At 33.9% G+C, this 23,600-nt stretch carries 22 protein-coding genes; 19 read left to right on the top strand and 3 right to left on the bottom strand.

Annotation, left to right across the window (positions count from 1 at the left end):
• Positions 1-13: 13 nt before the first annotated feature.
• Positions 14-859, top strand: coding sequence for a class I SAM-dependent methyltransferase (locus IL45_RS09640; protein WP_036583254.1), 846 nt, complete (start codon positions 14-16; stop codon positions 857-859).
• Between the two features lie 127 nt (positions 860-986).
• On the opposite strand, the gene IL45_RS09635 is transcribed toward IL45_RS09640, so the two are convergent.
• Positions 987-1,235 (bottom strand): hypothetical protein, encoded by a 249-nt coding sequence (locus tag IL45_RS09635; RefSeq protein WP_152556348.1) that lies wholly within the window; start codon positions 1,233-1,235, stop codon positions 987-989.
• 221 nt (positions 1,236-1,456) lie between these two features.
• Entirely contained in the window at positions 1,457-2,587 is a 1,131-nt protein-coding gene (locus IL45_RS09630) for a DNA polymerase III subunit (RefSeq protein WP_036583252.1), read from the bottom strand.
• A gap of 74 nt (positions 2,588-2,661) precedes the next feature.
• Here IL45_RS09630 and IL45_RS09625 point away from each other — a divergent pair, with 74 nt between their 5' ends.
• From IL45_RS09625 to IL45_RS09615, 3 genes are read left to right on the top strand one after another with little or no spacing between them, the layout of a single operon-like run.
• Entirely contained in the window at positions 2,662-3,846 is a 1,185-nt protein-coding gene (locus IL45_RS09625; protein WP_036583249.1) for a phosphoglycerate kinase, read from the top strand.
• A 15-nt stretch (positions 3,847-3,861) separates the two neighbouring features.
• Positions 3,862-5,439: a lytic transglycosylase domain-containing protein gene (locus IL45_RS09620; RefSeq protein WP_036583246.1), complete on the top strand. Its 1,578-nt coding sequence runs from the start codon at positions 3,862-3,864 to the stop codon at positions 5,437-5,439.
• Positions 5,440-5,446: 7 nt separating this feature from the next.
• Positions 5,447-6,424 carry a DUF4837 family protein gene (locus IL45_RS09615; protein WP_036583245.1) on the top strand — a complete coding sequence of 326 codons (978 nt, stop codon included), beginning with the start codon at positions 5,447-5,449 and terminating at the stop codon, positions 6,422-6,424.
• Between the two features lie 74 nt (positions 6,425-6,498).
• Here the strand turns inward: IL45_RS09615 and IL45_RS09610 are convergent, their stop codons facing one another.
• On the bottom strand, positions 6,499-6,693 hold the full coding sequence (locus tag IL45_RS09610) for a twin-arginine translocase TatA/TatE family subunit (RefSeq protein WP_105072209.1): 195 nt from the start codon (positions 6,691-6,693) through the stop codon (positions 6,499-6,501).
• Between the two features lie 238 nt (positions 6,694-6,931).
• On the opposite strand from IL45_RS09610, the gene IL45_RS09605 reads away from it, so the two are divergent.
• The 15 genes from IL45_RS09605 to IL45_RS09535 all read left to right on the top strand — a co-directional run bounded on the left by IL45_RS09605 (position 6,932) and on the right by IL45_RS09535 (position 23,599).
• On the top strand, positions 6,932-7,798 hold the full coding sequence (locus IL45_RS09605) for a M23 family metallopeptidase (RefSeq protein ID WP_036583243.1): 867 nt from the start codon (positions 6,932-6,934) through the stop codon (positions 7,796-7,798).
• Positions 7,798-9,288, top strand: a complete 1,491-nt coding sequence (locus IL45_RS09600) for a GH3 auxin-responsive promoter family protein (protein WP_036583241.1) — start codon at positions 7,798-7,800, stop codon at positions 9,286-9,288. Before IL45_RS09605 ends, IL45_RS09600 begins: the two co-directional genes overlap by 1 nt.
• Positions 9,289-9,396: 108 nt before the next feature.
• Entirely contained in the window at positions 9,397-11,124 is a 1,728-nt protein-coding gene (locus IL45_RS09595) for a DUF6909 family protein (protein ID WP_036583240.1), read from the top strand.
• Positions 11,125-11,199: 75 nt separating this feature from the next.
• Complete coding sequence (locus IL45_RS09590; RefSeq protein WP_036583237.1) at positions 11,200-12,237, top strand: hypothetical protein; 1,038 nt, start codon at positions 11,200-11,202, stop codon at positions 12,235-12,237.
• Positions 12,230-13,252: a dTDP-glucose 4,6-dehydratase gene (gene rfbB, locus IL45_RS09585; protein ID WP_036583236.1), complete on the top strand. Its 1,023-nt coding sequence runs from the start codon at positions 12,230-12,232 to the stop codon at positions 13,250-13,252. Before IL45_RS09590 ends, rfbB begins: the two co-directional genes overlap by 8 nt.
• Positions 13,249-14,112: a glucose-1-phosphate thymidylyltransferase RfbA gene (gene rfbA, locus IL45_RS09580; protein WP_036583235.1), complete on the top strand. Its 864-nt coding sequence runs from the start codon at positions 13,249-13,251 to the stop codon at positions 14,110-14,112. The genes rfbB and rfbA overlap by 4 nt, the downstream gene beginning before the upstream one ends.
• Complete coding sequence (rfbC, locus tag IL45_RS09575) at positions 14,109-14,645, top strand: dTDP-4-dehydrorhamnose 3,5-epimerase (RefSeq protein WP_036583234.1); 537 nt, start codon at positions 14,109-14,111, stop codon at positions 14,643-14,645. The genes rfbA and rfbC overlap by 4 nt, the downstream gene beginning before the upstream one ends.
• A 52-nt stretch (positions 14,646-14,697) precedes the next feature.
• Positions 14,698-15,534, top strand: a complete 837-nt coding sequence (rfbD, locus tag IL45_RS09570; protein ID WP_081866632.1) for a dTDP-4-dehydrorhamnose reductase — start codon at positions 14,698-14,700, stop codon at positions 15,532-15,534.
• A gap of 34 nt (positions 15,535-15,568) precedes the next feature.
• On the top strand, positions 15,569-16,696 hold the full coding sequence (gmd, locus tag IL45_RS09565) for a GDP-mannose 4,6-dehydratase (RefSeq protein ID WP_036583231.1): 1,128 nt from the start codon (positions 15,569-15,571) through the stop codon (positions 16,694-16,696).
• Positions 16,696-17,736 (top strand): GDP-L-fucose synthase family protein, encoded by a 1,041-nt coding sequence (locus IL45_RS09560; protein ID WP_036583229.1) that lies wholly within the window; start codon positions 16,696-16,698, stop codon positions 17,734-17,736. The genes gmd and IL45_RS09560 overlap by 1 nt, the downstream gene beginning before the upstream one ends.
• Positions 17,737-17,761: 25 nt before the next feature.
• Positions 17,762-18,472, top strand: a complete 711-nt coding sequence (locus IL45_RS09555) for a hypothetical protein (protein WP_036583228.1) — start codon at positions 17,762-17,764, stop codon at positions 18,470-18,472.
• Positions 18,473-18,589: 117 nt separating this feature from the next.
• Positions 18,590-19,861 (top strand): oligosaccharide flippase family protein, encoded by a 1,272-nt coding sequence (locus IL45_RS09550; RefSeq protein ID WP_036583227.1) that lies wholly within the window; start codon positions 18,590-18,592, stop codon positions 19,859-19,861.
• Positions 19,846-20,922 carry a glycosyltransferase gene (locus IL45_RS09545; RefSeq protein ID WP_036583226.1) on the top strand — a complete coding sequence of 359 codons (1,077 nt, stop codon included), beginning with the start codon at positions 19,846-19,848 and terminating at the stop codon, positions 20,920-20,922. Before IL45_RS09550 ends, IL45_RS09545 begins: the two co-directional genes overlap by 16 nt.
• A gap of 86 nt (positions 20,923-21,008) precedes the next feature.
• Positions 21,009-22,337 (top strand): O-antigen polymerase, encoded by a 1,329-nt coding sequence (locus IL45_RS09540; protein ID WP_235183338.1) that lies wholly within the window; start codon positions 21,009-21,011, stop codon positions 22,335-22,337.
• Positions 22,319-23,599, top strand: a complete 1,281-nt coding sequence (locus tag IL45_RS09535) for an O-antigen ligase family protein (RefSeq protein WP_036583222.1) — start codon at positions 22,319-22,321, stop codon at positions 23,597-23,599. The genes IL45_RS09540 and IL45_RS09535 overlap by 19 nt, the downstream gene beginning before the upstream one ends.
• The last annotated feature ends 1 nt before the right edge of the window (position 23,600 follow it).

Here is a 23,600-nt window from a genome sequence, read left to right as displayed (position 1 = left end):
TTCACGTGAAACAATGAAAAAAAACAATAATTACTCAGAGCATTTTCTTTCTTTAAAAGACTATTTTTTAACTCAAGAATCATTTGAACTATATAAGGATCCTTCTTCCGCAGTTCTTAAAACGATTCCTCAACCTAAGCATTTAGAAGCTTATTATGAAAGTGAGGATTATCTATCTCACGATGATTCTCAAACCTCTTTTTTTGCAAAATGTTATCAGTTCGCTAAAAGGTGGAACCTTAAGAGCAAAAAACAGTTGATTGCAAAGTATGCAATCGACGGAAAAATTTTGGATATAGGTGCTGGAGTAGGCGATGTCGTAGCCATTTTAAAAAATGCGGGTTATGATGCTATAGGGTTTGAACCTAGTGAAAAAGCAAGATCATTTGCCGCGAGAAAAGGAATCGAACTTTTAAATCAAACGGATTCTATAGAACCAAAAAGTATTAAGGTTATAAGTATGTATCACGTTCTTGAACATGTGCCTGATTTTGAACAGCAAATTAATCAAATCCAAAACTGGTTAACAAAAGATGGGATTCTAATTTTGGCACTGCCTAATTATAATTCATTTGATGCAAAATATTTTAAAAATGAATGGGCTGGATATGACGTCCCTCGACACTTATATCATTTCAACAAAGAAGCTATAAGAAATATCTTTCAAGACCGTTTTGAATTAATAACTACAAAACCGATGTGGTTTGACAGTTTATATGTTTCCATATTATCTGCACGTTATCAGAAAAGAAAATTTTCCTTTCTTTATGGTTTATGTATAGGTTTTTTATCTAATTGTTCTGCGGTCTTCACTAAAGAACCATCTTCACTAGTTTACGTCCTTAAAAAACGATTTTAAAGCCTTTTAAGAGGCTTTTATATATATTACTGTAGTTGCGTGTAATATTATTTAAAACACCGTGTAGATTGCTTTAATTAGAAGGTTTTTAATAAACTTAATTTATTTTATGTATAAAAACAATAGTTTATATTGATTGTATCCAAAATAGACCAAAAACGACGAGAAGAAAATAAATAGCTGTTCTACCTGCGCCACGATAATCCTGTAAAATTCTCAATCCGATAAGTAGAATTAAGAAAAGAACTCCTGTAATTATTAATCCTATTTCGCTCAAGGAGATATCTTGATCAACTATGATATCATAAATTCCCAAAGCTAGGAATGAGGTCACAATTATCTCAAGGCCTAAAATTATAATTAAAGATAGTTTCACTAAAAAAGGCGGTAGATGGTTTTTATACATTTCTACATAATCCTTGAGAGTCTTATTCCAAACAAATAATTTTTCATAAGCAGAAATAATTATTGTTAACAGCAAAAAAACTAAAATTAAAATGGGACCTGAATAAGTAATCAACAGAAAGAATTTTTAACGAAAGGTAAAATTACTACCTTTTTATAATTAATTCCTAATTTTCAACATGTTAACTACTTTTAAGCAGATTTATGAATAAGACGAGTAAGTCCTATTGCTAGGTCTGTTAGAATGACTTTACCATTACCATTTCTTTCAATATGGTAAATAGCCTTCTCTATTTCATCACTTATAGGTTGTATACGATGACCTTCTATAAATGGAGCAAACTTTTCTAATTTAAAATCTGGCATTTGCGGTGTTAAATAAACCGCACTATTTGCTTTGTAATTAAGTAGCATTGCTTGTCTGAAATATTCTAGGCAATATAATAAAAAGCGTTTTTGAGTTTCTCGATTAGTTGCGGCTATCATATCTGCCCACGCAATTAAATCGTTTATTGCAGACTTGCGACCACGTGCTGCAAATGCGGTACGTACCCAGGTTACAAACCATTTTTCAAAATCAGTATCTTCAGATATGTTATGAATCGACTGTACAGCTTTATTATAATCACCATTTGACTGTCTTGCGATTTGTTGAGCACGTGTTATTTCTAAACCGTTTCTTTCAAGTAGTCCATTAGCGATAGATTCACTATTTAATTTAGGAACATGTAAAAGCTGGCACCTTGATTTAATAGTATTGATGATTTGATCTTCATCTTCAGCGATTAGTAAAAAGACTGTTTTTGCCGGTGGCTCTTCAATCAGTTTCAATAATTTGTTAGAAGCCTCGGTATTTAATTTATCCGCACCCCAAATTATTAAAACTTTATATCCACCTTCATAGGATTTGAGACTCAATTTAGAAACTATTCTTTTAGCCTCATCAACACCTATTTTACTTTGCTTTTTTTCAATCTCAATGGCTTGATACCAATCTGCAAGGCTACCATAAGGTTGTGTTTTTAAAAACTCTCGCCATTCTGCAATAAAATCATCAGATACTGCTTTGGCTTTAATCTTTGCATTATTTGCTACAGGATAAGCAAAATGTAAATCTGGATGTGCGATTTGATCCATTTGGGCATCACATCTATCATTATTAGAATTACATAATATACTTCTGGCATACGCCAGTGCTAGTGGTAAAACACCACTTCCTGTAGGACCTACCATTAATTGCGCGTGTGCAATCCTACCATTTTCAACCGTGGTTTGTAAATGTGTCTTAAGATGTTCTAGTCCTATGATATCTTGATATCGCATAATGCAAATATAAAAGTATAGGCGCGAGGTTGTATCATAACCGCTATATTTGTGACCATTCACAACATATAACTATGAAGACTATTAACGATATCAATTTTAAAGATAAAAAAGCCTTAGTAAGAGTTGACTTTAACGTGCCGCTCAATGATGATTTTGAAGTAACGGATGCGACTCGTATCCTTGCGGCAAAAGATACCATCATTAAAATTCTAGAAGATGAAGGCTCAGTAATACTTATGTCACATCTAGGTCGCCCTAAAGGAAATCAAGAAGAATTTTCTTTAAAGCACATCGTTGCCGCTGCTACTGATATATTAGGTGTTCAGGTAAAGTTTGTGGATGATTGTATAGGCGATGCCGCTCAACAAGCAGCTGCAAATCTACAGCCATGTGAAGTTCTCTTATTAGAAAACTTAAGGTTTCACAGTGAAGAAACTGCTGGTGATTCCGCTTTCGCGAAAGCGTTATCTCAATTAGGAGACGTATATGTAAACGACGCATTTGGTACCGCACATAGAGCACATGCATCTACAGCAATAATTGCTCAATATTTTGATGAAAAATGCTTTGGTCACTTAATGACAAGAGAGATTGAGAGCTTGAATAAAGTGTTGGAAACTCCAGATAAACCAGTCGTAGCGATTTTAGGTGGTGCAAAAGTTTCATCTAAGATCACCGTTATTGAAAATATACTCGATAAAGTTGATGATCTTATTATCGCAGGTGGTATGGCATATACCTTTATCAAAGCGCAAGGTGGTAAAATAGGGGATTCTCTCTGTGAAGACGATAAAATGGAATTAGCACTTGAAATTCTTGAAAAAGCCAAATCAAAAAATACTAACATACACTTACCTGTAGATGCTATTACTGCCGATGCTTTTTCTGAGCACGCAACCATAGATAATGCAGCTATTGACGCTATCCCAAATGGTTGGATGGGATTAGATATAGGAGAGAAGTCTAGATCACAATTTCATACTGTATTAATGCAGGCCAAAACTATTTTATGGAATGGTCCAGCAGGTGTTTTTGAGCTTGAGCCATTTTCTCATGGTACTATTTCTTTAGGTAAATCTGTCGCAGCATCTACTGCTGCAGGAGCATTTTCTTTAGTAGGTGGTGGTGATTCTGTTGCTGCGGTAAAACAATTTGGTTTTGATGATCAAGTAAGTTATGTCTCTACCGGTGGTGGTGCAATGCTAGAAATGCTAGAAGGTAAAACACTTCCTGGTATTGCTGCCATATTGGATTAATTCTTAAAACAATACATGTATAAATTCTTTTTATTCTTTTTTGCGTTATCTATGGTGACTATGGCGCAAGTCTCACCTGATAGTACGACCACTACAGGACGTATAATCACCTATGAAGAATTCAAAAAAAATCAGGAAAAAGAACAACAAATTACAACTGTAACAGACTCTATAAAACCAACTATAGAGGTAGTAACTGACACTACCTCTATGGTAAATATTCCTGTAATAACAATTGCTACTGCTGCGATTAATGAATATCCCGAGGTAGATAAATTTGATGAGAACTTACTTAAAGAGCTGTATAACAATGATATGTATGATTATATGTATGATGAAGTTATACAAATGGATTATAGTGAGGCTGTTATGAAAACGCTACCTACAGACACACTTAAAGCACGTCTGAAACGTATTAATGAGACCACACCTTTTCAAATAGATTATAATCCTGTACTAGAACAATTAATCAATAAAAAGCTGAGTCATCAACGTATCTATATGGAGCGTTTGATGACTTTGAGCGATTATTATTTTCCGCTATTTGAAGAAATGTTAGATAAATATGATATTCCACTAGAGATGAAGTATCTAGCTGTAGTGGAAAGTGCATTAGATCCTAGAGCAAAAAGTAGGGTAGGTGCTACAGGATTATGGCAATTCATGTTTGCTACAGGTCGCGATTTTGATCTTGAGGTAAATTCTTATGTTGATGAACGCATGGACCCTATAAAATCTACAGAAGCAGCATGTAAATTCTTAAAGAGTTTATATAATATCTATGGAGATTGGGATCTAGCATTAGCGGCATATAACTCTGGTCCCGGAAATGTGAATAAAGCCATAAGACGTAGTGGTGGATATAAAAACTACTGGAATTTAAGACCTTACTTACCACGGGAAACCGCTGGTTATGTACCTGCATTTCAGGCTATGGTATATTTATACACTTATGCAAGTGAGCATGGTTTTCAACCTGCACAAACAGCATATAAAACAATCGCAACTGATACCATACGTGTTAAGAAAATGATTTCCCTAGAGCATGTTGCTCAATTTACTGATGAGGATATAGAAACTATTCAATTTCATAACCCTAGTTATAAATTAGATATCATCCCAGCAGTATCTGGTAGAAATTATTATCTCAGATTGCCGGTAAGAGCAGCAGGGAAATTTGTGAGTAGTGAGGATGCGGTATACGCTTTCGCGAAAGCAGAATTAGACAAAAAAGAAAAACCTTTACCAGAACTCGTTAAAGCAGAGTCTCGTGTCGTTTATCGGGTTAAAAATGGAGACTATCTAGGTAAAATTGCTAATAAATATGGAGTGAAAGTTAGCCAATTGAAAAGATGGAACAGCTTGCGTAGTAATAATTTAAAAATTGGACAACGGTTGTATATACATCCTAGAAAACCTATTACGAGTGGCTCTACTAGTTCAAAAAAAGCACCTGGTAGTTATAAAGTAAAAAGTGGTGATAGCTTATGGAAAATCGCAAACACCTATGGCATAACTATTGCTCAAATTAGAAAATTGAATCCTGGTAAAACCGAAGATTTACAACCAGGTACCACTTTAAAACTTAAATAATACTCTTATGAGATCCATAGTTTACATATTTCTCGCAATGATCACATTAACTGGTTGCAACGATGCGCCGGTAATCGTAACAGATAGCGCTGGTAGAATGAATGATATTTTATTAGTGATTGACAATGATTTATGGGAGAATGAAGTAGGTGATAGTATTAGACAGATTCTAGCAGCACCTGTAGATGGATTAGTGCGTGAAGAACCACAGTTCTCTCTTAACCAGATAGAGCCAGATTCATTTGCAGGATTGTTAATGAAAAACCGTAATTATTTAAAGGTTGAGACTTCTAATAAGGAGCCAGGTGTAACCGTCACGACCGGTTTATATGCAAATCCACAGACTGGTGTTATCATAAGAGGTAAAGATGCTGCTGGGGTTATAGAACAAATCATTACTAATGCACAGCAAATTAAAACCATATTTAATGATGGTGAGATTAAGGAAAAGCAACGCTTGATGAAAAAAGTAGGGCTTAATGTTGATCAGATTAAAGAACGATTCGGCATTGAACTAATAGCACCTAGATCTTATAGGTATGCGGCACCAGATGATAAAGATTTTTTCTGGTTGCGACGCAATATTAAAGAAGGTACGATGGATATTATGATCTATGAAGTAGATCGTGATAAGATTCCTCAAGATTCTAATGTCGTAGCTAGTATTACTAAAGTAAGAGATTCTGTAGGTTCTTTAAAAGTGCCAGTGGATAATGGAGAATTTATAACTGAACGTGCATTCTCACCTTATGTAAATGAAAGTCAGGTGGACGGTAAATTTGCTTATGAAACAAAAGGATTATGGGAAGTTAGCGGACAGTTTATGTCTGGACCTTTTCTTAATTATGCGATTTATAACAAAGAAAAAAATAACTGGCTAGTTATAGAAGGTTACATTTTTGCACCTAGTGCAAAGCAACGCAATTATCTTTTTGAACTAGAATCGATATTAAAAAGCGTGAAATTTATATCCCAAGAAGATTAAATAACACTTTGTGATTATAAATAAAAAGCCCTTTCAACATTGTTGAAAGGGCTTTTAATATGGTATGATTTAGACTAGTTGTTAGAGTCTATTTGATCATTATTTGCTTTGTCTTCTTTAGTAGCGTCTTTAAATTCTTTAATTCCACCACCTAAACCGCGCATCAATTCTGGTATTTTTTTACCTCCAAAAATTAATAACACTACTAGCGCTATTAATATAATACTACCATAACCAGGCATTCCTAAAATAAAGTTTGCTAACATAATATGTGTTTTAAAAACATTACAAAGATACAATGAACTCTTTCAAACTTTTAATAATGACGTTAAAATTACTTGTTTTATAAAAAGTAAAAGGGTAGCCCATTCCTATTGAGCTATAATTATCCTTAAGAAGACAATTTTAAAGCATACTTAAAGTTGATGATTAGTAAGAATAGCATTGTATAGAAATAACGTGTGAGCTATTATATTATTTTATCTTTGAAATTCGTTAAAGACGCTCATGGCTACTAAAAAGGAAAAAGGAAAACTTAAGAGAAAATGGTTGCATCGCTATCGAATGGTGGTGCTCAATGACGATACTTTTGAAGAACGCTTTTCTTTAAACTTAACTAGATTAAATGTTTTTATAGTTACAGTACTATCTGCTATCATCCTTATAGGATTAACTACGGTCTTAATAGCATTTACACCGTTAAGAGAATTCATACCTGGTTATGCCAGTACTAAACTTACTAAAGATGTTATAACCCTAGAAAATAAAACAGACTCTTTACTGACCTCAATTCAATTGCAACAACAAAAATATGATCGTATTCAAATGGTGTTAAGTGGTAACATCACTGCCGCAGAATATGCTAGAATAGACAGTATTGCAAAAGTAGAAACTGCAAATCAAGAGAACTTACCAATCCCTATTGAAGAAGATAGCTTATTGCGAGAAGAAGTGGATCGTGAGGATAAGTTTAACGTGATAGAAGGAGCAACTAGTCGTACTAATTTTATATTCTTTACACCTGTAACTGGTACTATATCAGATGGTTTTAATGCAGAAAAAAAACATTATGCCGTAGATATTACATCTGCAGCAAATTCACCAGTAAAAGCTGCGGCAGATGGCACAGTGATTTTTGCAGGTTGGAGTACAGACACTGGAAACACCATACTTATGGAACATTCTTATGGTGTAATTACCGTTTATAAGCACATGGCTACATTGAGTAAAAAACAAAACGATCAAGTACAAGCTGGTGAGGTAATCGGAATTGTAGGTAATACGGGTGAGTTAACTAATGGACCACATTTACATTTTGAATTGTGGATGGACGGCTATCCACAAGACCCAACTAATTTTATCAACTTTCAGTAATGTCAATAAAATCATTCGCAGCAAAGGTTTTTGCAGCTATCATTGATAGGCAAACTCGTAAATGGTCTACTCAACCAGTGGCTACACAAGAAAAGGTTTTTAAACATCTCATTAAGACTGCTCGAGATACCGCTTTCGGTAAAGCACATTCTTTTCAAGATATAGATTCACACGCTACTTTTATTGAAAAAGTACCCGTAAGAGATTATGAAGAATTAAGGCCATTTGTAGATAGAGTTGTGGCCGGCGAATCAGATATTTTATGGCCTGGAAAACCACTGTATTATGCAAAAACCTCTGGGACTACTAGTGGTGCAAAATATATTCCTATTACTAAAGAATCTATGCCAGAGCATGTCAATGCTGCTCGTAATGCCATTTTAAGTTACATCCACGAGACAGGTAAAGCAGCTTTTGTAGATCACAAAATGATTTTCTTGCAAGGTAGTCCTGAAATGGAAGATAAGAATGGTGTTCAGTTAGGTAGATTAAGTGGAATTGTAGCCCATTATGTACCGGGATACTTACAAAAAAACCGTCTGCCGTCCTGGAAAACTAACTGTATTGAAGATTGGGAAACTAAGGTAGAAGCAATTATTGATGAAACCTTACCTGAGAATATGGGTATCATTTCTGGAATCCCTAGTTGGGTACAAATGTATTTTGAACGCATTGTACAACGTACTGGCAAAAAAGTAGGTGATGTATTTCCAGAATTCAACCTCTTCATTTATGGTGGTGTAAATTTTGAGCCATACAGGCCTAAATTTGAACAGCTTATAGGTAGAAAAGTAGATAGCATTGAGCTTTTTCCAGCAAGTGAAGGATTTTTTGCATATCAAGATAAACAAGATGTGAAAGGAATGCTATTGTTATTAGATGCTGGAATTTTTTATGAGTTTATTCCTGCAGATCAATTTTTTGAAGAAAATGCACCACGTTTAACTATAGGTGAGGTGGAGATCGGTGTGAATTATGTGCTTATTATTTCTACAACTGCTGGTTTATGGGCATATAACATAGGTGATACAATTGCTTTTACCTCTACCAGTCCGTATCGCGTTATAGTAACTGGTCGTATCAAGCACTACATCAGTGCAAGTGGAGAACATGTCATAGGTAAAGAAGTAGAGCATGCCATGAAAGAAGCCGCTGCCATACACAATATTGTGATTAATGAATTTACTGTTGCACCACAACTTGCCCCAGATAATGATGAATTACCTTATCATGAGTGGTTTATAGAGTTTGGTGAAAAACCTAAAGACCTAGAAAAGTTTAAAGCAACTTTAGATCTTAAAATGCGCGAGCAAAATAGTTACTACGATGATTTAATAGTTGGTAAAGTTTTGCAACCTCTTATTATTAAGCAAGTTGTTGAAAATGGATTTAAGCAATACATGAAAACCATAGGTAAGCTAGGTGGACAAAATAAGTTACCGCGACTCTCTAATGATCGTAAGATTGCTGAGGTCTTAGAGAGATTATAATTTAAATAATTTTCTAAAATTAATTTTACAATCATATAATAGGCTGCAAATAGTTGTTATCGCTGTATAGACTAGTTAAATAACTATCTTTGCTAGGAAATTTATTATATGCCTATACTTAACGTAGAACCACGCACAAGAGCCCAAGAAAGTACTAATGCCATTGAACGCATGTATATAACCATGCGACATTTATTTAATCGTGGCTTTTATAAACCTATGGGCGTGAGTGGAGAATCTTTAAGAGAATCACTCCTTACCTTAAGGCCAGAGATCTACGGCTCTATTGCTGAGGAGAAAATAGAACTTAGTGGTTTACTTTATGTGATGGACCGTTTACCAGAAGGTATTGAAGAGTGTTCTTACATCAATTTAACTAGTGATGAAGGTTATCAAGGTTCTCATTTTAAAGCGATTATTCCTAAAAAGAGACGTCGCAACTGCTATCGCATCGATAAGCACCAGATGAATATAGAGGTTACTCGAGGACGCTCAGAGATTTATGATATACTGACGCACCTAACTTTTCTTATGATAGAATCTCATAAGATTATGAAGCAAGTACTAGTCGGTGACAATGGTAGTACAACTCGCGACTGGAAATGTCTAGAAGCAGTAATAGGAAAAACAAAACTAACACAGCAAGAAAAAGAAGTTGCCGTTACACATGTAGCAACTATATTAGGGCGCACTTTTGAAGAAGTGATGAGCGTTTATAATGATTTTGCAACTGCAAAAAATCCTCATCAGTTTTTAAGTACCATCTATCATTTAGGTAATCTTGCAAAGAAGGAAATCCTAGATGAGGAAAAGAGATTGGTGACATTCTCTCCTGTTTTAAGAGAACGTCTGGGTCACCATATTCATGGAGATAAATGGGCGTTACGCATCAAGCAACATCTAGTAGACCACAATCTTTTTGATAGACCATTACATATCATTAGTGCAAATCTGCACAGTGTAATGAATTCACTTTACGGTCCTAAAGCACTTGAGGCAAAGCTTAAAAATAGTGACCGCATGGAGTTGTTTGCGACTCTTAGTAATGACGCTGCAAAAAAAGATCGCGATGCTATTAAAAAGCACGCGCTCGCAAATGGAATGTCCTACCTTAAGGATGAAAGCGGTACTAATATAGATGTACAGATTTTTGATATGTCTCAGTGCCAGTACATGGATGTAGACTTTTGTTCAGTTAGCTTCCGCGAAAGCGAGGAAAACACAAAGCCAGTGCTTATAGTCATGGATTATGCTTTTGGAGAACAAGCTTATGAGACCATGGATGAATTGTTAAAGCCATATAAAGATGAGAATGGTAAGCTGCATTTAATGAACATGAAGTCAATTAACATCATGGGTAAAGCAGGTATTCTAGAAGGTGATAAAGGAGATATCATGGTTCCAGATGCCCACGTTTTTGAAGGTACTGCAGACAACTATCCATTTAAAAATAAACTGACTAAAAAAGATTTAAAAACAGATGGTATTAATGTAGTAGCCGGTTCTATGGTTACTGTATTAGGGACATCTTTACAAAATAAAGATCTATTACAGTTTTTCTATAGTTCGAGCTGGCGTGTGATAGGTCTAGAGATGGAAGGTGCACATTATCAAAAAGCGATACAAGCTGCCTCTAGAGTACGTCGCAGTATCAATAAAAAGATTAATGTGCGATATGCATATTATGCTAGTGATAATCCTTTAAAAACAGGTCATACACTTGCCAGTGGTGGATTAGGTCTTACAGGAGTAAAACCAGTATACGTCATTACTGAAAAAATCCTTGAACAGATCATGGAGAACAGTGTTGCTTCAGAAATAAGTACAGAATTATAATTTAAGCCTCCTATTATCGTTTTTAGGTAGAAATAAACTTCAATTATATTTGAATAAATAAAATCATCGATTTTCATGGAAAACCAACCACAGAATAATCAAGAGCAAGAAGTAGATTTAGTTCCCGTTTTTGTCTGGATTAGTAATGGATTTAAAAACATTTTTACCGGTATAGGTAATTTACTTAAAGGTATAGGTCACTTTTTAATATTATTCCTGATTTTTATTCAGAAAAATTTAATCATTATCGCAATTACTTCTATTGCCGGTATTGCGTTAGGTTGGTATTTAAATTTAAAATCTGGTGATCAGTTTACAGCTCAAATAGTAGTGCAGCCCAATTTTAAAAGTGCTGGTCAATTGATTTCTAACATTAATTATTATCAGTCGTTAGTAGAACAAGAAGACTTTGAAAAGTTATCTCAAGAATTAAATACCTCTGAAGATAAAACTTCAAAAATCACTTCGTTAAGTATACGTCCAGAGTTTAATGATACAGAACTTTTAGAAGAATATGATCAGCTGGCTAGAAAGTCCGATACGATGGCTTTAGAGAACTTCACTTTTGAAGGTTTTAAAGCAGCAAAACGTGATCAAGACTATCAATATCAATTAATTGAAGTAGCATCTAAAGATAGAACGGTTCTTGAAAATTTAATAGATGATGTAATTAGAGTAAAAGAAAACTCAATCATAAAGTCAGAGCAACAAGCACTTAAAGAAACGGCAGATTTTGATCTTAAATCTATGAGTTATCAATTAATAGAACTAGACTCTTTAATCGCGGCTTATCAAACAGCTATTAAATCTAGTGATGTACAAGGTGGAAATGGCACTAATTTATACCTAGGAGATCAAAAACCATCTGAAGCATTAAAAAACCTATTTGATCAAAAAAGAAATATACTCTATCAAATGTCTAGTGTAAGACAAGATAAGTATAGCTATAGTAGCACGATAAATGTCGTTTCTCAGTATATCAAAAAAGGTGTAATAGAAAAAAAGCATTATCGTCTTAAAGGAGCTTTTATAGGTCTAGGATTTGGGCTTTTAATTGCATTATTCCCACTAGTTTGGAGATTTTTGAAAAACTACGAAAAACAGAATGCTTAAAATATTAGTTACCGGTGGAGCAGGTTTTATAGGAAGTAATCTTATTGAATACTTACTTACAAATACCGGTGCCCACATTTATAATTTAGATAAGCTTACCTATGCTGCAGACTTAGGTTTTGCACATAACTTTAAGCATGATCGACTCACTTTTATAGAAGGAGATATATGCGACGCGGTATTTATTAATAAGCTATTTGAAGACTATCAATTTGATAAAGTGTATCATCTCGCGGCAGAGTCCCATGTAGATAATAGTATTGAAAATCCTCAGGTCTTTATAGAAACTAATGTAAACGGAACTTTTAATTTGTTGCATGCGAGCTATCAATTATGGATGGAAAAACCACGAGTTTTTAAACCTGATTTTAGCACAAAACAACAACAATCTAGATTTCTCCACATCTCTACAGACGAGGTTTATGGAAGCTTAGAAGATGACGGTTTTTTCACAGAGAAAACACCTTATGCTCCTAGCAGTCCATACAGTGCAAGTAAAGCAGCCAGTGATCATTTAGTAATGAGTTATGTGCATACTTATGGTTTTCCTGCGGTAATCACAAACTGTAGCAATAACTATGGACCTAGACAGCATGATGAGAAGTTAATACCTGTCGTGATAAGAAAAGCATTAAATGGTGATTCTATTCCCATTTATGGTGATGGTAAAAACGTGCGTGATTGGTTATATGTAACAGACCATTGTCAGGCCTTACATACTGTTTTAGAAAATGCAAGTGCTGGAGAAAATTATAATGTAGGTGGGAAAAACGAAATAAGGAATATAGATATAGCAAATCATATTTGTTCCATATTAGATGAGGTTCAACCTCGTAAAGATGGACAACCTTATGCGGCACAAATAACTTATGTAAATGATCGTCCAGGACATGACTACCGTTATGCAATTGATCCATCAAAGATTGAAGAAGACTTCAATTGGCAACCTGCAGAAACCTTTACTACCGGAATCAAAAAAACAGTAGAGTGGTATCTCAAAAAATATAACGCATGAAAGGAATAGTTCTAGCCGGTGGTAGTGGTACTAGGCTGCATCCACTTACTTTAAGTGTGAGTAAGCAGTTAATGCCTATCTATGATAAGCCTATGATATATTATCCTATCTCAACATTAATGAGTGCAGGAATTCAGGAAATATTAATCATCTCTACACCACAAGATCAACCACTTTTTAAAAATTTATTAGGTGATGGATCTCAACTGGGCTGTAGGTTTGAATATGCCGTTCAAGAAAATCCTAATGGTCTGGCAGAAGCGTTTATTATAGGCGCTGATTTCATAGGAGAAGATAGTGTTGCTCTAATTTTAGGAGATAATATTTTCTATGGAACAGGTCTTGAAAAAGCACTTCAAGAAAGTGTGAACCCAGAAGGTGGAGTTATTTTTGCTTATCATGTAAATGATCCACAACGATACGGTGTGGTAGATTTTGATGAAAATATGCGAGTAACCAGCATAGAGGAAAAACCTATAGAGCCACGTTCAAACTATGCCGTTCCCGGAATTTATTTCTATGATAATGAGGTAGTAGAAATTGCAAAATATATACAACCATCACATCGTGGTGAATTAGAAATTACAGACATTAATAACGTATACCTTAATCGAGGCAGACTTAAAGTAAATGTGCTCGATCAAGGAACTGCATGGCTCGATACAGGCACGTTTGAATCCTTAATGCAAGCCAGTCAGTTTGTACAAGTAATCGAACAGCGTCAAGGCTTAAAAATAGGCTCTATAGAAGAAGTAGCTTATCGCAAGCGATATATTGAGAAGCAACAACTCAAAAACCTCGCACAACCTCTTATAAAAAGTGGTTATGGAGATTATTTGATGAGACTTACAGAGAAATGATTGTAAAAGAAACTCCGTTAAAAGACTGCTACATCATCGAGCCACCTGTTTTTGGTGATGATCGCGGTTATTTCAGTATTAGACATGATAAATACGCTTTCGCGAAAGCGTTTCCTAATCATCCACCATTTGTATTACATAACGAGTCCTTTTCAAGCTATGGAGTGCTGCGTGGTTTACATTTACAAAAAGGAGATGCTGCTCAAGCAAAGCTAGTGCGTTGTGTACAAGGTAAAATCCTGGATGTAGCAGTAGATTACAGACTAGATTCTCCTACTTATTTAAAACATTTCACCATTGAATTAAGTGGTGATAATCATAAACAACTCTTAGTTCCTAGAGGATTCCTGCATGGCTTTTCTGTCCTGTCAGATACAGCAATCGTAAATTATCAAGTAGATAACACTTACCAACCAGAGACTGAATTTGGGATACGATATGACGACCCAACGTTAAATATAGATTGGCAATTACCAGATAGTGCTGTTTTACTATCTGAAAAAGATGAAAAATTAGATTTTTTAAAATTATAATCAGAATGTCAGTCTGAGCTTGTAGAAGACGATGTTTGATAAATACAAACCCTTGAAAAAAATTCTCATCACAGGAGCAAACGGAATGTTAGCTATAGCGATAAAAAACGCTTTATCTGGTTGTGATGTTTATGCATTTTCAAGTCAAGAATTAGACATCACCTGTTCACAAAGCTTACATAAAAAGATAGCAACGGTACAACCCGATTATATTATCAATTGTGCAGCATACACAGCTGTAGATCTTGCCGAAACCGAACAAGAAAAAGCATTTAAAATCAATGCTTTTGCTGTTGAAAAAATGGCTCAAATTGCTAAGCAATACCAGGTAACACTCGTTCATTTTTCTACAGATTATGTTTTTAAAGGCGATGCAGCAATGCCATATCAACCTGATCAAGACACAGATCCTATAAACGTTTATGGAGCCAGTAAGTTAGCTGGAGAAAAAGCCATTTCTCGAGTAAATGGTAAACATTATATTTTTAGAATCTCTTGGTTGTATGCAGCAAATGGCAAGAATTTTTTCAAATGGGTAGCAGGTACTGATGTAAAGGAGTTAAACATTGTGAATACGCAAACTGGTTCACCTACCAGTGCAATAGATGTGGCAAATTTTATCAATCATGTAATTGATAATGACCCTAAGAATTACGGTATTTACCATTTTACAAATCAAGGTGAGATGACGTGGTACGCTTTCGCGAAAGCGATAAATCAAAAATTAGATTTAAATAAAACTATCAATCCAGTGGCCACTTTTAAAACAGATGCAAAACGACCAGCTTATAGTGTGCTGGATTGTAAAAAAACAGAACAGGTTTTCAATTATTCAACTCCATCTATTAGCGATGGATTAGATAGGGTAGTGGCTAGGTATAAGTCTTAAGGAAACCTTATTTTTACAGCTTTACAATTAGAATATGTCTGAAAAGAATCATAAAGTAGCATTAATCACTGGTGTAACCGGTCAGGATGGTGCTTATTTAAGTGAGTTTTTATTAAAAAAAGGATATGAAGTACACGGTATTAAGCGCCGTGCTTCATTGTTTAATACAGATCGTATCGATCATCTGTATCAAGATCCACACGAGACTGATGTGAAGTTCAAATTGCATTATGGTGACCTTACAGATACGACTAACCTGACTAGAATCATCAAGGAAACTCAGCCAGACGAGATTTATAATCTTGCGGCTATGTCACACGTTCAAGTTTCTTTTGAAATGCCAGAATACACAGCAAATGCAGATGGGATAGGAGCATTGCGTATTTTAGAATCAGTACGCTTGCTGGGAATGGAGAAAAAGACCAAAGTCTATCAAGCATCTACCTCAGAATTGTATGGTAAGGTGCAAGAAATTCCACAATCAGAAACGACTCCATTCTATCCGCGCAGTCCTTATGCGGTGGCAAAAATGTATGCTTACTGGGCAACGGTAAATTACCGTGAAGCTTATGGTATGTTTGCTTGTAATGGGATTCTTTTTAACCATGAATCTCCAGTACGTGGAGAAACATTTGTGACTAGAAAAATTACACGTGCGACTTCTAAAATTGTAAAAGGACTTCAAGATAAAGTGTATTTAGGTAACCTAGATGCCAAAAGAGATTGGGGACACGCTAAAGATTATGTACGCATGATGTGGATGATCTTACAACACGATGAGCCAGAAGATTGGGTTATCGCGACAGGAACAACGACTAGCGTAAGAGACTTTGTACGTATGGCTTTTCAGTACGTAGGTATAGAACTAGAATTTAATGGTGAAGGCGTGGATGAGAAAGGAACGGTAAAGTCCTGCTCAAATCCAGATTATCAGCTAGAAATAGGTAAAGAAGTGGTGGCGGTAGATCCTCGATATTTCCGTCCTACAGAGGTAGATTTATTGATAGGTGATCCTACTAAAGCCAAAGAAAAACTAGGTTGGGTTCCAGAAATCGCCCTTCAAGAACTCGTTAATGACATGATGAAAAGTGATTTACATTTAATGTCTCGAGAAGAATATTTGAAAAGTGGTGGTTATAGAATTAACAACTACTTTGAATAATGAATAAAGATTCAAAAATATACGTCGCTGGACATCGTGGTCTTGTAGGAAGCGCCATCGTTAGTGAGTTAAAAAAATTAGGTTACACAAATTTTGTTCTTAAAACTCACAAAGAGTTAGACCTTACAAATCAACAAGCCACAGCAGACTTTTTTGTAACTGAAAAACCAGAATTCGTCTTTCTTGCAGCGGCGAGTGTAGGTGGTATCGTAGCAAACAACACTTACAGGGCAGATTTTATCTATAAAAATCTCATGATCCAGAATAACGTGATTCATCATAGTTATTTAAATGGAGTTAAGAAATTATTGTTTCTGGGAAGCACTTGTATTTATCCTAAAATGGCACCACAACCTATGCCAGAGGACAGTTTACTTACTGGACCGCTAGAATATACAAACGAGCCTTATGCGGTCGCAAAAATCGCTGGGATCAAGATGTGTGAGAGCTATAACTTACAATATGGCACCAATTTTATCTCTGTAATGCCTACTAATTTATATGGTCCTAACGATAATTTTGATTTAGAGAAATCACATGTACTGCCAGCGCTAATTCGTAAAATGCACCTAGGTAAATTATTAATGGATGGTAATGAGCAGGCATTAATGGATGATTTAGGTGTTGATGATATCGCTTTCGCGAAAGCGGAATTACAAAAACACGGTATCACAGAAAATGGCATCGCTTTATGGGGAACTGGCTCACCAAAGCGAGAGTTTCTATGGTCACATGACATGGCAAAAGCCTGTGTGTACTTGATGGAAAACAAAGACTTTGCTGATGTAAAAGGAAGCGAAAAAGACATAAGAAATACACACCTCAATATAGGAACCGGAGAAGATATCGCTATAAAAGACCTCGCAGAACTGATTAAAAAAACGGTAGGTTATGAAGGAAAGCTAGATTGGGATGCTACAAAACCAGACGGTACACCGCGCAAACTTACAGACGTTACTAAACTGCATGAACTGGGCTGGAAACACGAGGTCGATCTTGAAAAAGGTGTAGAGATGATGTATGAAGCATATTTGAAATAATAAATAAAAAAATAATAAATTTTATATGAAGAAATGGCTAACACATCACTACTATAAGTTACCTGTTATAAGACATTTAAATGAGATCATATGGGCGAATGTATATTCTGACAGCATAAGAGGTTATAGTTTTTTAAATGACCTATCTCTTAATATCGGAAGATTTGCTTGTAATTACACTTTGTTATACTTAACCCATAGAATAGTAAATAGTGTAAAACCTAAACGAGTATTAGAAATTGGTCTAGGTGAATCGACAAAATTTTTATCCACATTTATAAATCATACTATTGATGATTGTAAACATTTTGTTGTTGAACACAATAAAGAATGGATTTCATTTTTTCCTTCTTCTAACCTTTATGACTGTACTGAAATTAAATACTTTGAAGTTGAGAAGTCTACTTACAACGGAAATTATAAATCCTTAAATTATGTAGGTTTTGAGACCTTAGGTTGTTTTGGAACCTACGAGGTTATAATTATTGATGGTCCACATGGAACAAAGAATTTTTCTAGAAATGATGTTCTTCAAAACCTTGAACACCTGATTGATTTCAACAATTTTACAATTGTTTTTGACGACACAAATCGTTCTGGAGAATTACAAACCTATAAAGCCATGTTGAAAAAGCTTAAAACCTTAGGTGTCAAATTTGGGACAACTAGATATTATGGTAGTAAAATCGTTTCTATTATTTATTCTGATAACTACAAATATTTTGAAAGTCTTTAATGAATTATTTAGTTAATTTGTCTCAATAATTTTAGTTTAAACGGCTTTTATTGGTGCATTATTAATTGGGAATTATTAAATTGAGTTTAGGTATTCTAAATACACTTGTTTAATATTATGATGCGAAAGCTTTCTAAAAAACTGTCTGAAGAAGAAAAAACAGTGGCTAAAAACTATGGTGCACTTATCGTTCTTCAAGGATTGAATTACTTATTACCATTACTCATCATTCCATTTTTAGAGCGACAGCTGGGGCTAGAAAAATTTGGTCTGGTAATGCTAGCACAGTATCTGATGGCATTTTGTGTCGCGGCAGCAGATTTTGGTTTTAATGTTACCGCAACAAGAGAAATTTCAATATTAAAAGCTGAAAAAGGAGATTATTCTACCATTTACTTTAAAGTTTTTTGGGCAAGAATGATTTTGCTTGTAGTTGTATTTATGCTATTAAACTTAGTCGTCTTTTTAGTACCTAGATTCACAGTAGAATGGGAGATTTACTTATTGAGTTATGGTGCAGTTATAGGTCAAATATTGTTACCTGATTGGTTTTTTCAAGGAATTGAAAAAATGAAGTTACTTACGATAGTAAATGTTTTAGCAAAACTAATTTTCACGCTTTTATTATTTCTATTTATTTCGAATCCAGATGATTACACTTTTGTTCCGATTTTTAATTCTATTGGTTTTTTGACTGCTGGCTTAATTTCGTTTTTTCTAAGTTTAAAGTATGTAAAATGGCAATGGCCTAATTTTAAGGATTCTAAAGATTTTTATAATGAGAGCTTCCAGATTTTTATTTCCAATATAGCCTCGCAGTTGAGCAATGCTGCAAATGGGGTGGTATTAGGCTTTTTTGGTGGTGATGCAATTGTTGGTATTTTTAGTGCTTTTGATAAATTGATTATTGCAGCAAAAAAAATGTATCTTCCTTTTTATCAAGCGATGTATCCGTATTTTTCAAGGAAATCTTTTAATGAGAAATTAAAGATGATGAAGAAATTGATTCCTGTAATTACCATTGTAGGTATTATTGGATTTAGTATTATATTCCTGATGGGAGACTGGATTATTCAATCGCTATATAAAGATGATACTATTTATGAGAACGTTTATCTATTCAAATGGATGGGATTGATAGCTTTTTTTACAGGCTTGAGCTTATTATTCCATTCTCTTTATGCTCCAGCAAGAAAACTATTTAATGACAGGATGAAGATGACTATAATTGCTGGTATATTTAATATTATTTTGAGTTTAATAATTGTTCCTATTTATGGTTTAAAAGGGACTGTGATATCAGTAATATGTACAGAATTTGTACTACTAGGAATAGCTGCTTTATTCTATTATAAGGACTTTAAAAAATCGCTATGGGTGAAAAGCTGATTTTAATACAGACAGTCATACCTGATTACAGATTGAAGTTTATCAATCAAATAAAAAAGGAACTAAAAACAGATTTTAAGACTGCTTGTGGCGAACGGTTTTTTGACCCAACGATTAAAAAATCGAAAGGCTATGAGCCTGATTTTTTGTTGAAAAACAGATTTTTTTTAAACAATAAATTTTTATGGCAATCAGGTATATTAAATTATGTGTTTTCAAATTCAATCCTCATTATAAGCTTGAACCCTAGGGTTTTATCAAATTGGTTTATTTTGATCATACGCAAATTAACGGGTCGTAAAACGCTGGTTTGGGGTCATGCTTGGCCTAAATCTGGAATGAACTCTAAATCTGATAAGTTGCGTCATATCATGAGAATGCTAGCTGATGAAATCATCGTCTATACAAACGGTCAAAAGAAAGAATTAGCTATAAAAATGCCCAATAAAGTCATCCATAGTGCACCCAATGCCTTATTATATAAAGAGGAAATGTCAAGTGAGCACTTTAAGGACCCTTGTAATATTATATTTGTAAGCAGGATGGTTGAAAACAAAAAGGCTATGTTACTTTTTTTGGCTTTCGAAAAAATAGTTAGCCAACTGCCAACAGATTCAAAATTAATATTGATAGGTGATGGTCCAGAAAAAAAGCTTATCAAGGATCAAATTACTAAATCAGATTTAAAGGGTAGAATTATTTTGCCTGGTACAGTCGTGGATAAAGTTCAATTAAATGAATATTATAAATCATCCTTAATAAGTGTGTCTCCTGGAAGAGTAGGTCTAGGGCTCACACAAAGCTTAGGTTATGGTGTACCCATGATAATAGCTAAAAATGAATTACATGGACCTGAAGTTGAAGTGGCAGTCGAAGGTGTTAATTCTTATTTTTTTCAAGAAGATAATGTGGATGACCTTGCTTTAAAAATTTTAGAAGCTTTTAGAAATAGCGTAACAATATTAGACTCCAGAGAAAAACTTTCTTTAGATTGCAAAAACACATTTTCAATTGAAGTGATGGCTACAACATTTGTTAATTTACTTAATAAAATAAATTAGTGTTATTAAGGAACTTTTTTATTTTCATTTATCTGTCCATAACGGTATTTCTATTTTCCACATTAGAAGCTACTATTTCTTTGTGGTTGAGTTTTTTTGGAAATGCATTAATTCTTACATTCATTACCTATTATCATATTTTTATTGAACGTAGATACAGTCCTTTCATAAGCACTTATATAGTATTTAATTATTTGTTTTTTTTAGTAGCTCCATTGGCTCAAATCAGTGAGTTCAATATTATGGAGGCACCTACCTTTACACATCACTTTCCCTTTTCAGAACTTACTTTCATTAAGACTAATGGTCTTATAGCCATCTTTAACATTGTATTTTTCCTATTTTATGTAGCTGGTAAGGATTACATAAAACTGAAGAAGCAAATACCTACTAGGAAGTCGTACTCGTTATCTAACATCTTTTTCTTTATCGTCTTAAGTATATTAGTCCTTATCATTAACTATGATTTTTTCTTAGATGAGCTTTCTAGACCTAGTTGGTTACAATCAACGTATAGTGTTAGTCAACTTCTAATTATTAAGAAAGTTCTTTTTCTATTACCTCTTGCAGGCACAATTCTTTGTATTGATTACTTTAAAAATTCCAATATAAATACACAAAAATGGATTATAGCATCTGCTTTCTTACTTGCTTCAATTTCTTTGTTATTACTTTTTAAAAATCCATTAACAGAGAAGAGAAACGCACTGGGACCTATTTATTTGTTACTCATATTCTTGTTTGTTCCCAAGTTATTAAATAGTAATGTAAAATCAACTTTGCTTTTATTTGTGGTTATGATAATAGGTTTTCCATTATCACAAATTTTCACACATGTAGATTACGGTTTTGAAGAGATATTGAGTAACCCTAGTTTATTGTTTGCAAAAAATCAATTGAGTGAAGGATATATGTCATTAAACTATGACGCTTTTATCAATATAGGAGTAGTGATGGAGCACGTTGAGTTTGATGGGCTTTCTTATGGGTATCAATTATTGAGTGCTTTATTGTTTTTTGTACCTAGAAGTTTATGGGTTGCAAAACCCGATGCATCGGGATTAATAGTAGGGAATCATGTAATAGATCACTATGATTTCTATTTTGCAAACCTATCTAATCCTTATATTGCTGAAGGCTACATGAATTTTGGTATCATAGGAGTTATTTTTATGGCTATAGTACTCGCATTGAGTATAGTATATTTCTTAACTTGGCTTAATAGTTCTAATCTATTTAAAAAATCAATCGCCTTTTACTTTGCGATGCATTTGTTGTTCTTGTTAAGAGGAGATTTTACAAATGGATTTGCTTACTTTATAGGAACATTTATAGGTCTATATCTATTACCTAAAGTTATTTTAGCGTTTGTAAATTTATTTTTCTACAAAAAAGTATGGGTGCAAAAATCTTAATAGAGAAACATAGTAACACTATTTTATGGCTTTTAACCGCTATGATGTTTGCGTTTCCTGTAATTCCTTCTCCTGTGAGGCCTATTTGTATCGTTCTATTTGTGTTAGGTTCTATATGGAGTAGTTACTATTGTAAGCAACAATTTAGATGGAGATATTTTCTTTTAAATGCTTCTGTATTTATAGTTTATTTAATAAGTCTTACTTATTCTGACGACTTAAGTTATGGATTTAGAAAAATAGAAACTGGAGCGTCACTTATAGTATTCCCATTGATTTTTTCTCTTATTTCTATTAAGCATCTTAATTACATTTTTGAGAATATCCATAAACTTATGTGGATTTTTATCACTACTGTACTTATTGCAAACCTTGCATTTTTCATTAAATTTTACACACATTATAATTTTGTAGACTCAGTACAGCACTTTCCAAATATTATTAGATCAGATATTTATGGATGGAATATTCATCCTATTTATCTAAGCATGCACGTAGCTATTGCAATAATTTTCTCATTATTTCTTATTCATAAAGGATTGTCTCTTAGAAATATGTGTATCCTATTGTTAATGGATTTAGTGCTTATTCTATTTTTACTCATAATGATTAAAAAAGGCCCTATTTTAGGTTTAGTAATGATTATGTCCTTACTGGTCGTTCTTTTTAAAAATAGAAGCCTTTGGATTTTTTATGGCTCAATAGTTACGATAGTAATTGGTGTTATTATTTTTCACCCTAAAGTCAATAGTAAATTCTCTGAATTACTAGAGATTAATAAAAACAATCATGATGAGTTGACTTCAACTAACATAAGAATGAAGATTTATGATTGTGCGGTAGATATCACATCAGACGCTGGGATATTTGGCTTTGGATTAGGAGATGGAAAAAATCATCTTGTAAATTGTTATGTCGAAAAAGAAGCTTTTGCACTTTCAGACAGTCAGTATAATTCTCATAATCAGTATTTAGGTTTTATACTCAATATAGGATACCTAGGCCTTATTTTCTTTCTGCTATTTGTAGGAATACGTTTAATTAAGGCATATTCAAATAAAAATTATCTCGCGCTTGCAGTTGTTTTGTTCTATTGTATCGTAATGTTTTCAGAAAATATTTTAGAACGTGAGCAAGGAGTTATTTTCTTTAGCTTTTTTGCAAACTTGTTATTTTTAAAGAATAGTAAATACTTGATTGAAAGCACCAAGAAAAAACAAGTAGAGAATGTTTTTGAAGAACTTAATGTAGGTAAGAACTAAT

It is taken from the genome of Nonlabens ulvanivorans (assembly GCF_000732625.1).
Lineage (GTDB): Bacteria > Bacteroidota > Bacteroidia > Flavobacteriales > Flavobacteriaceae > Nonlabens > Nonlabens ulvanivorans.
Note: the sequence above shows the minus strand (reverse complement) of the source record. Positions and strands in the feature narration are given on the sequence as shown.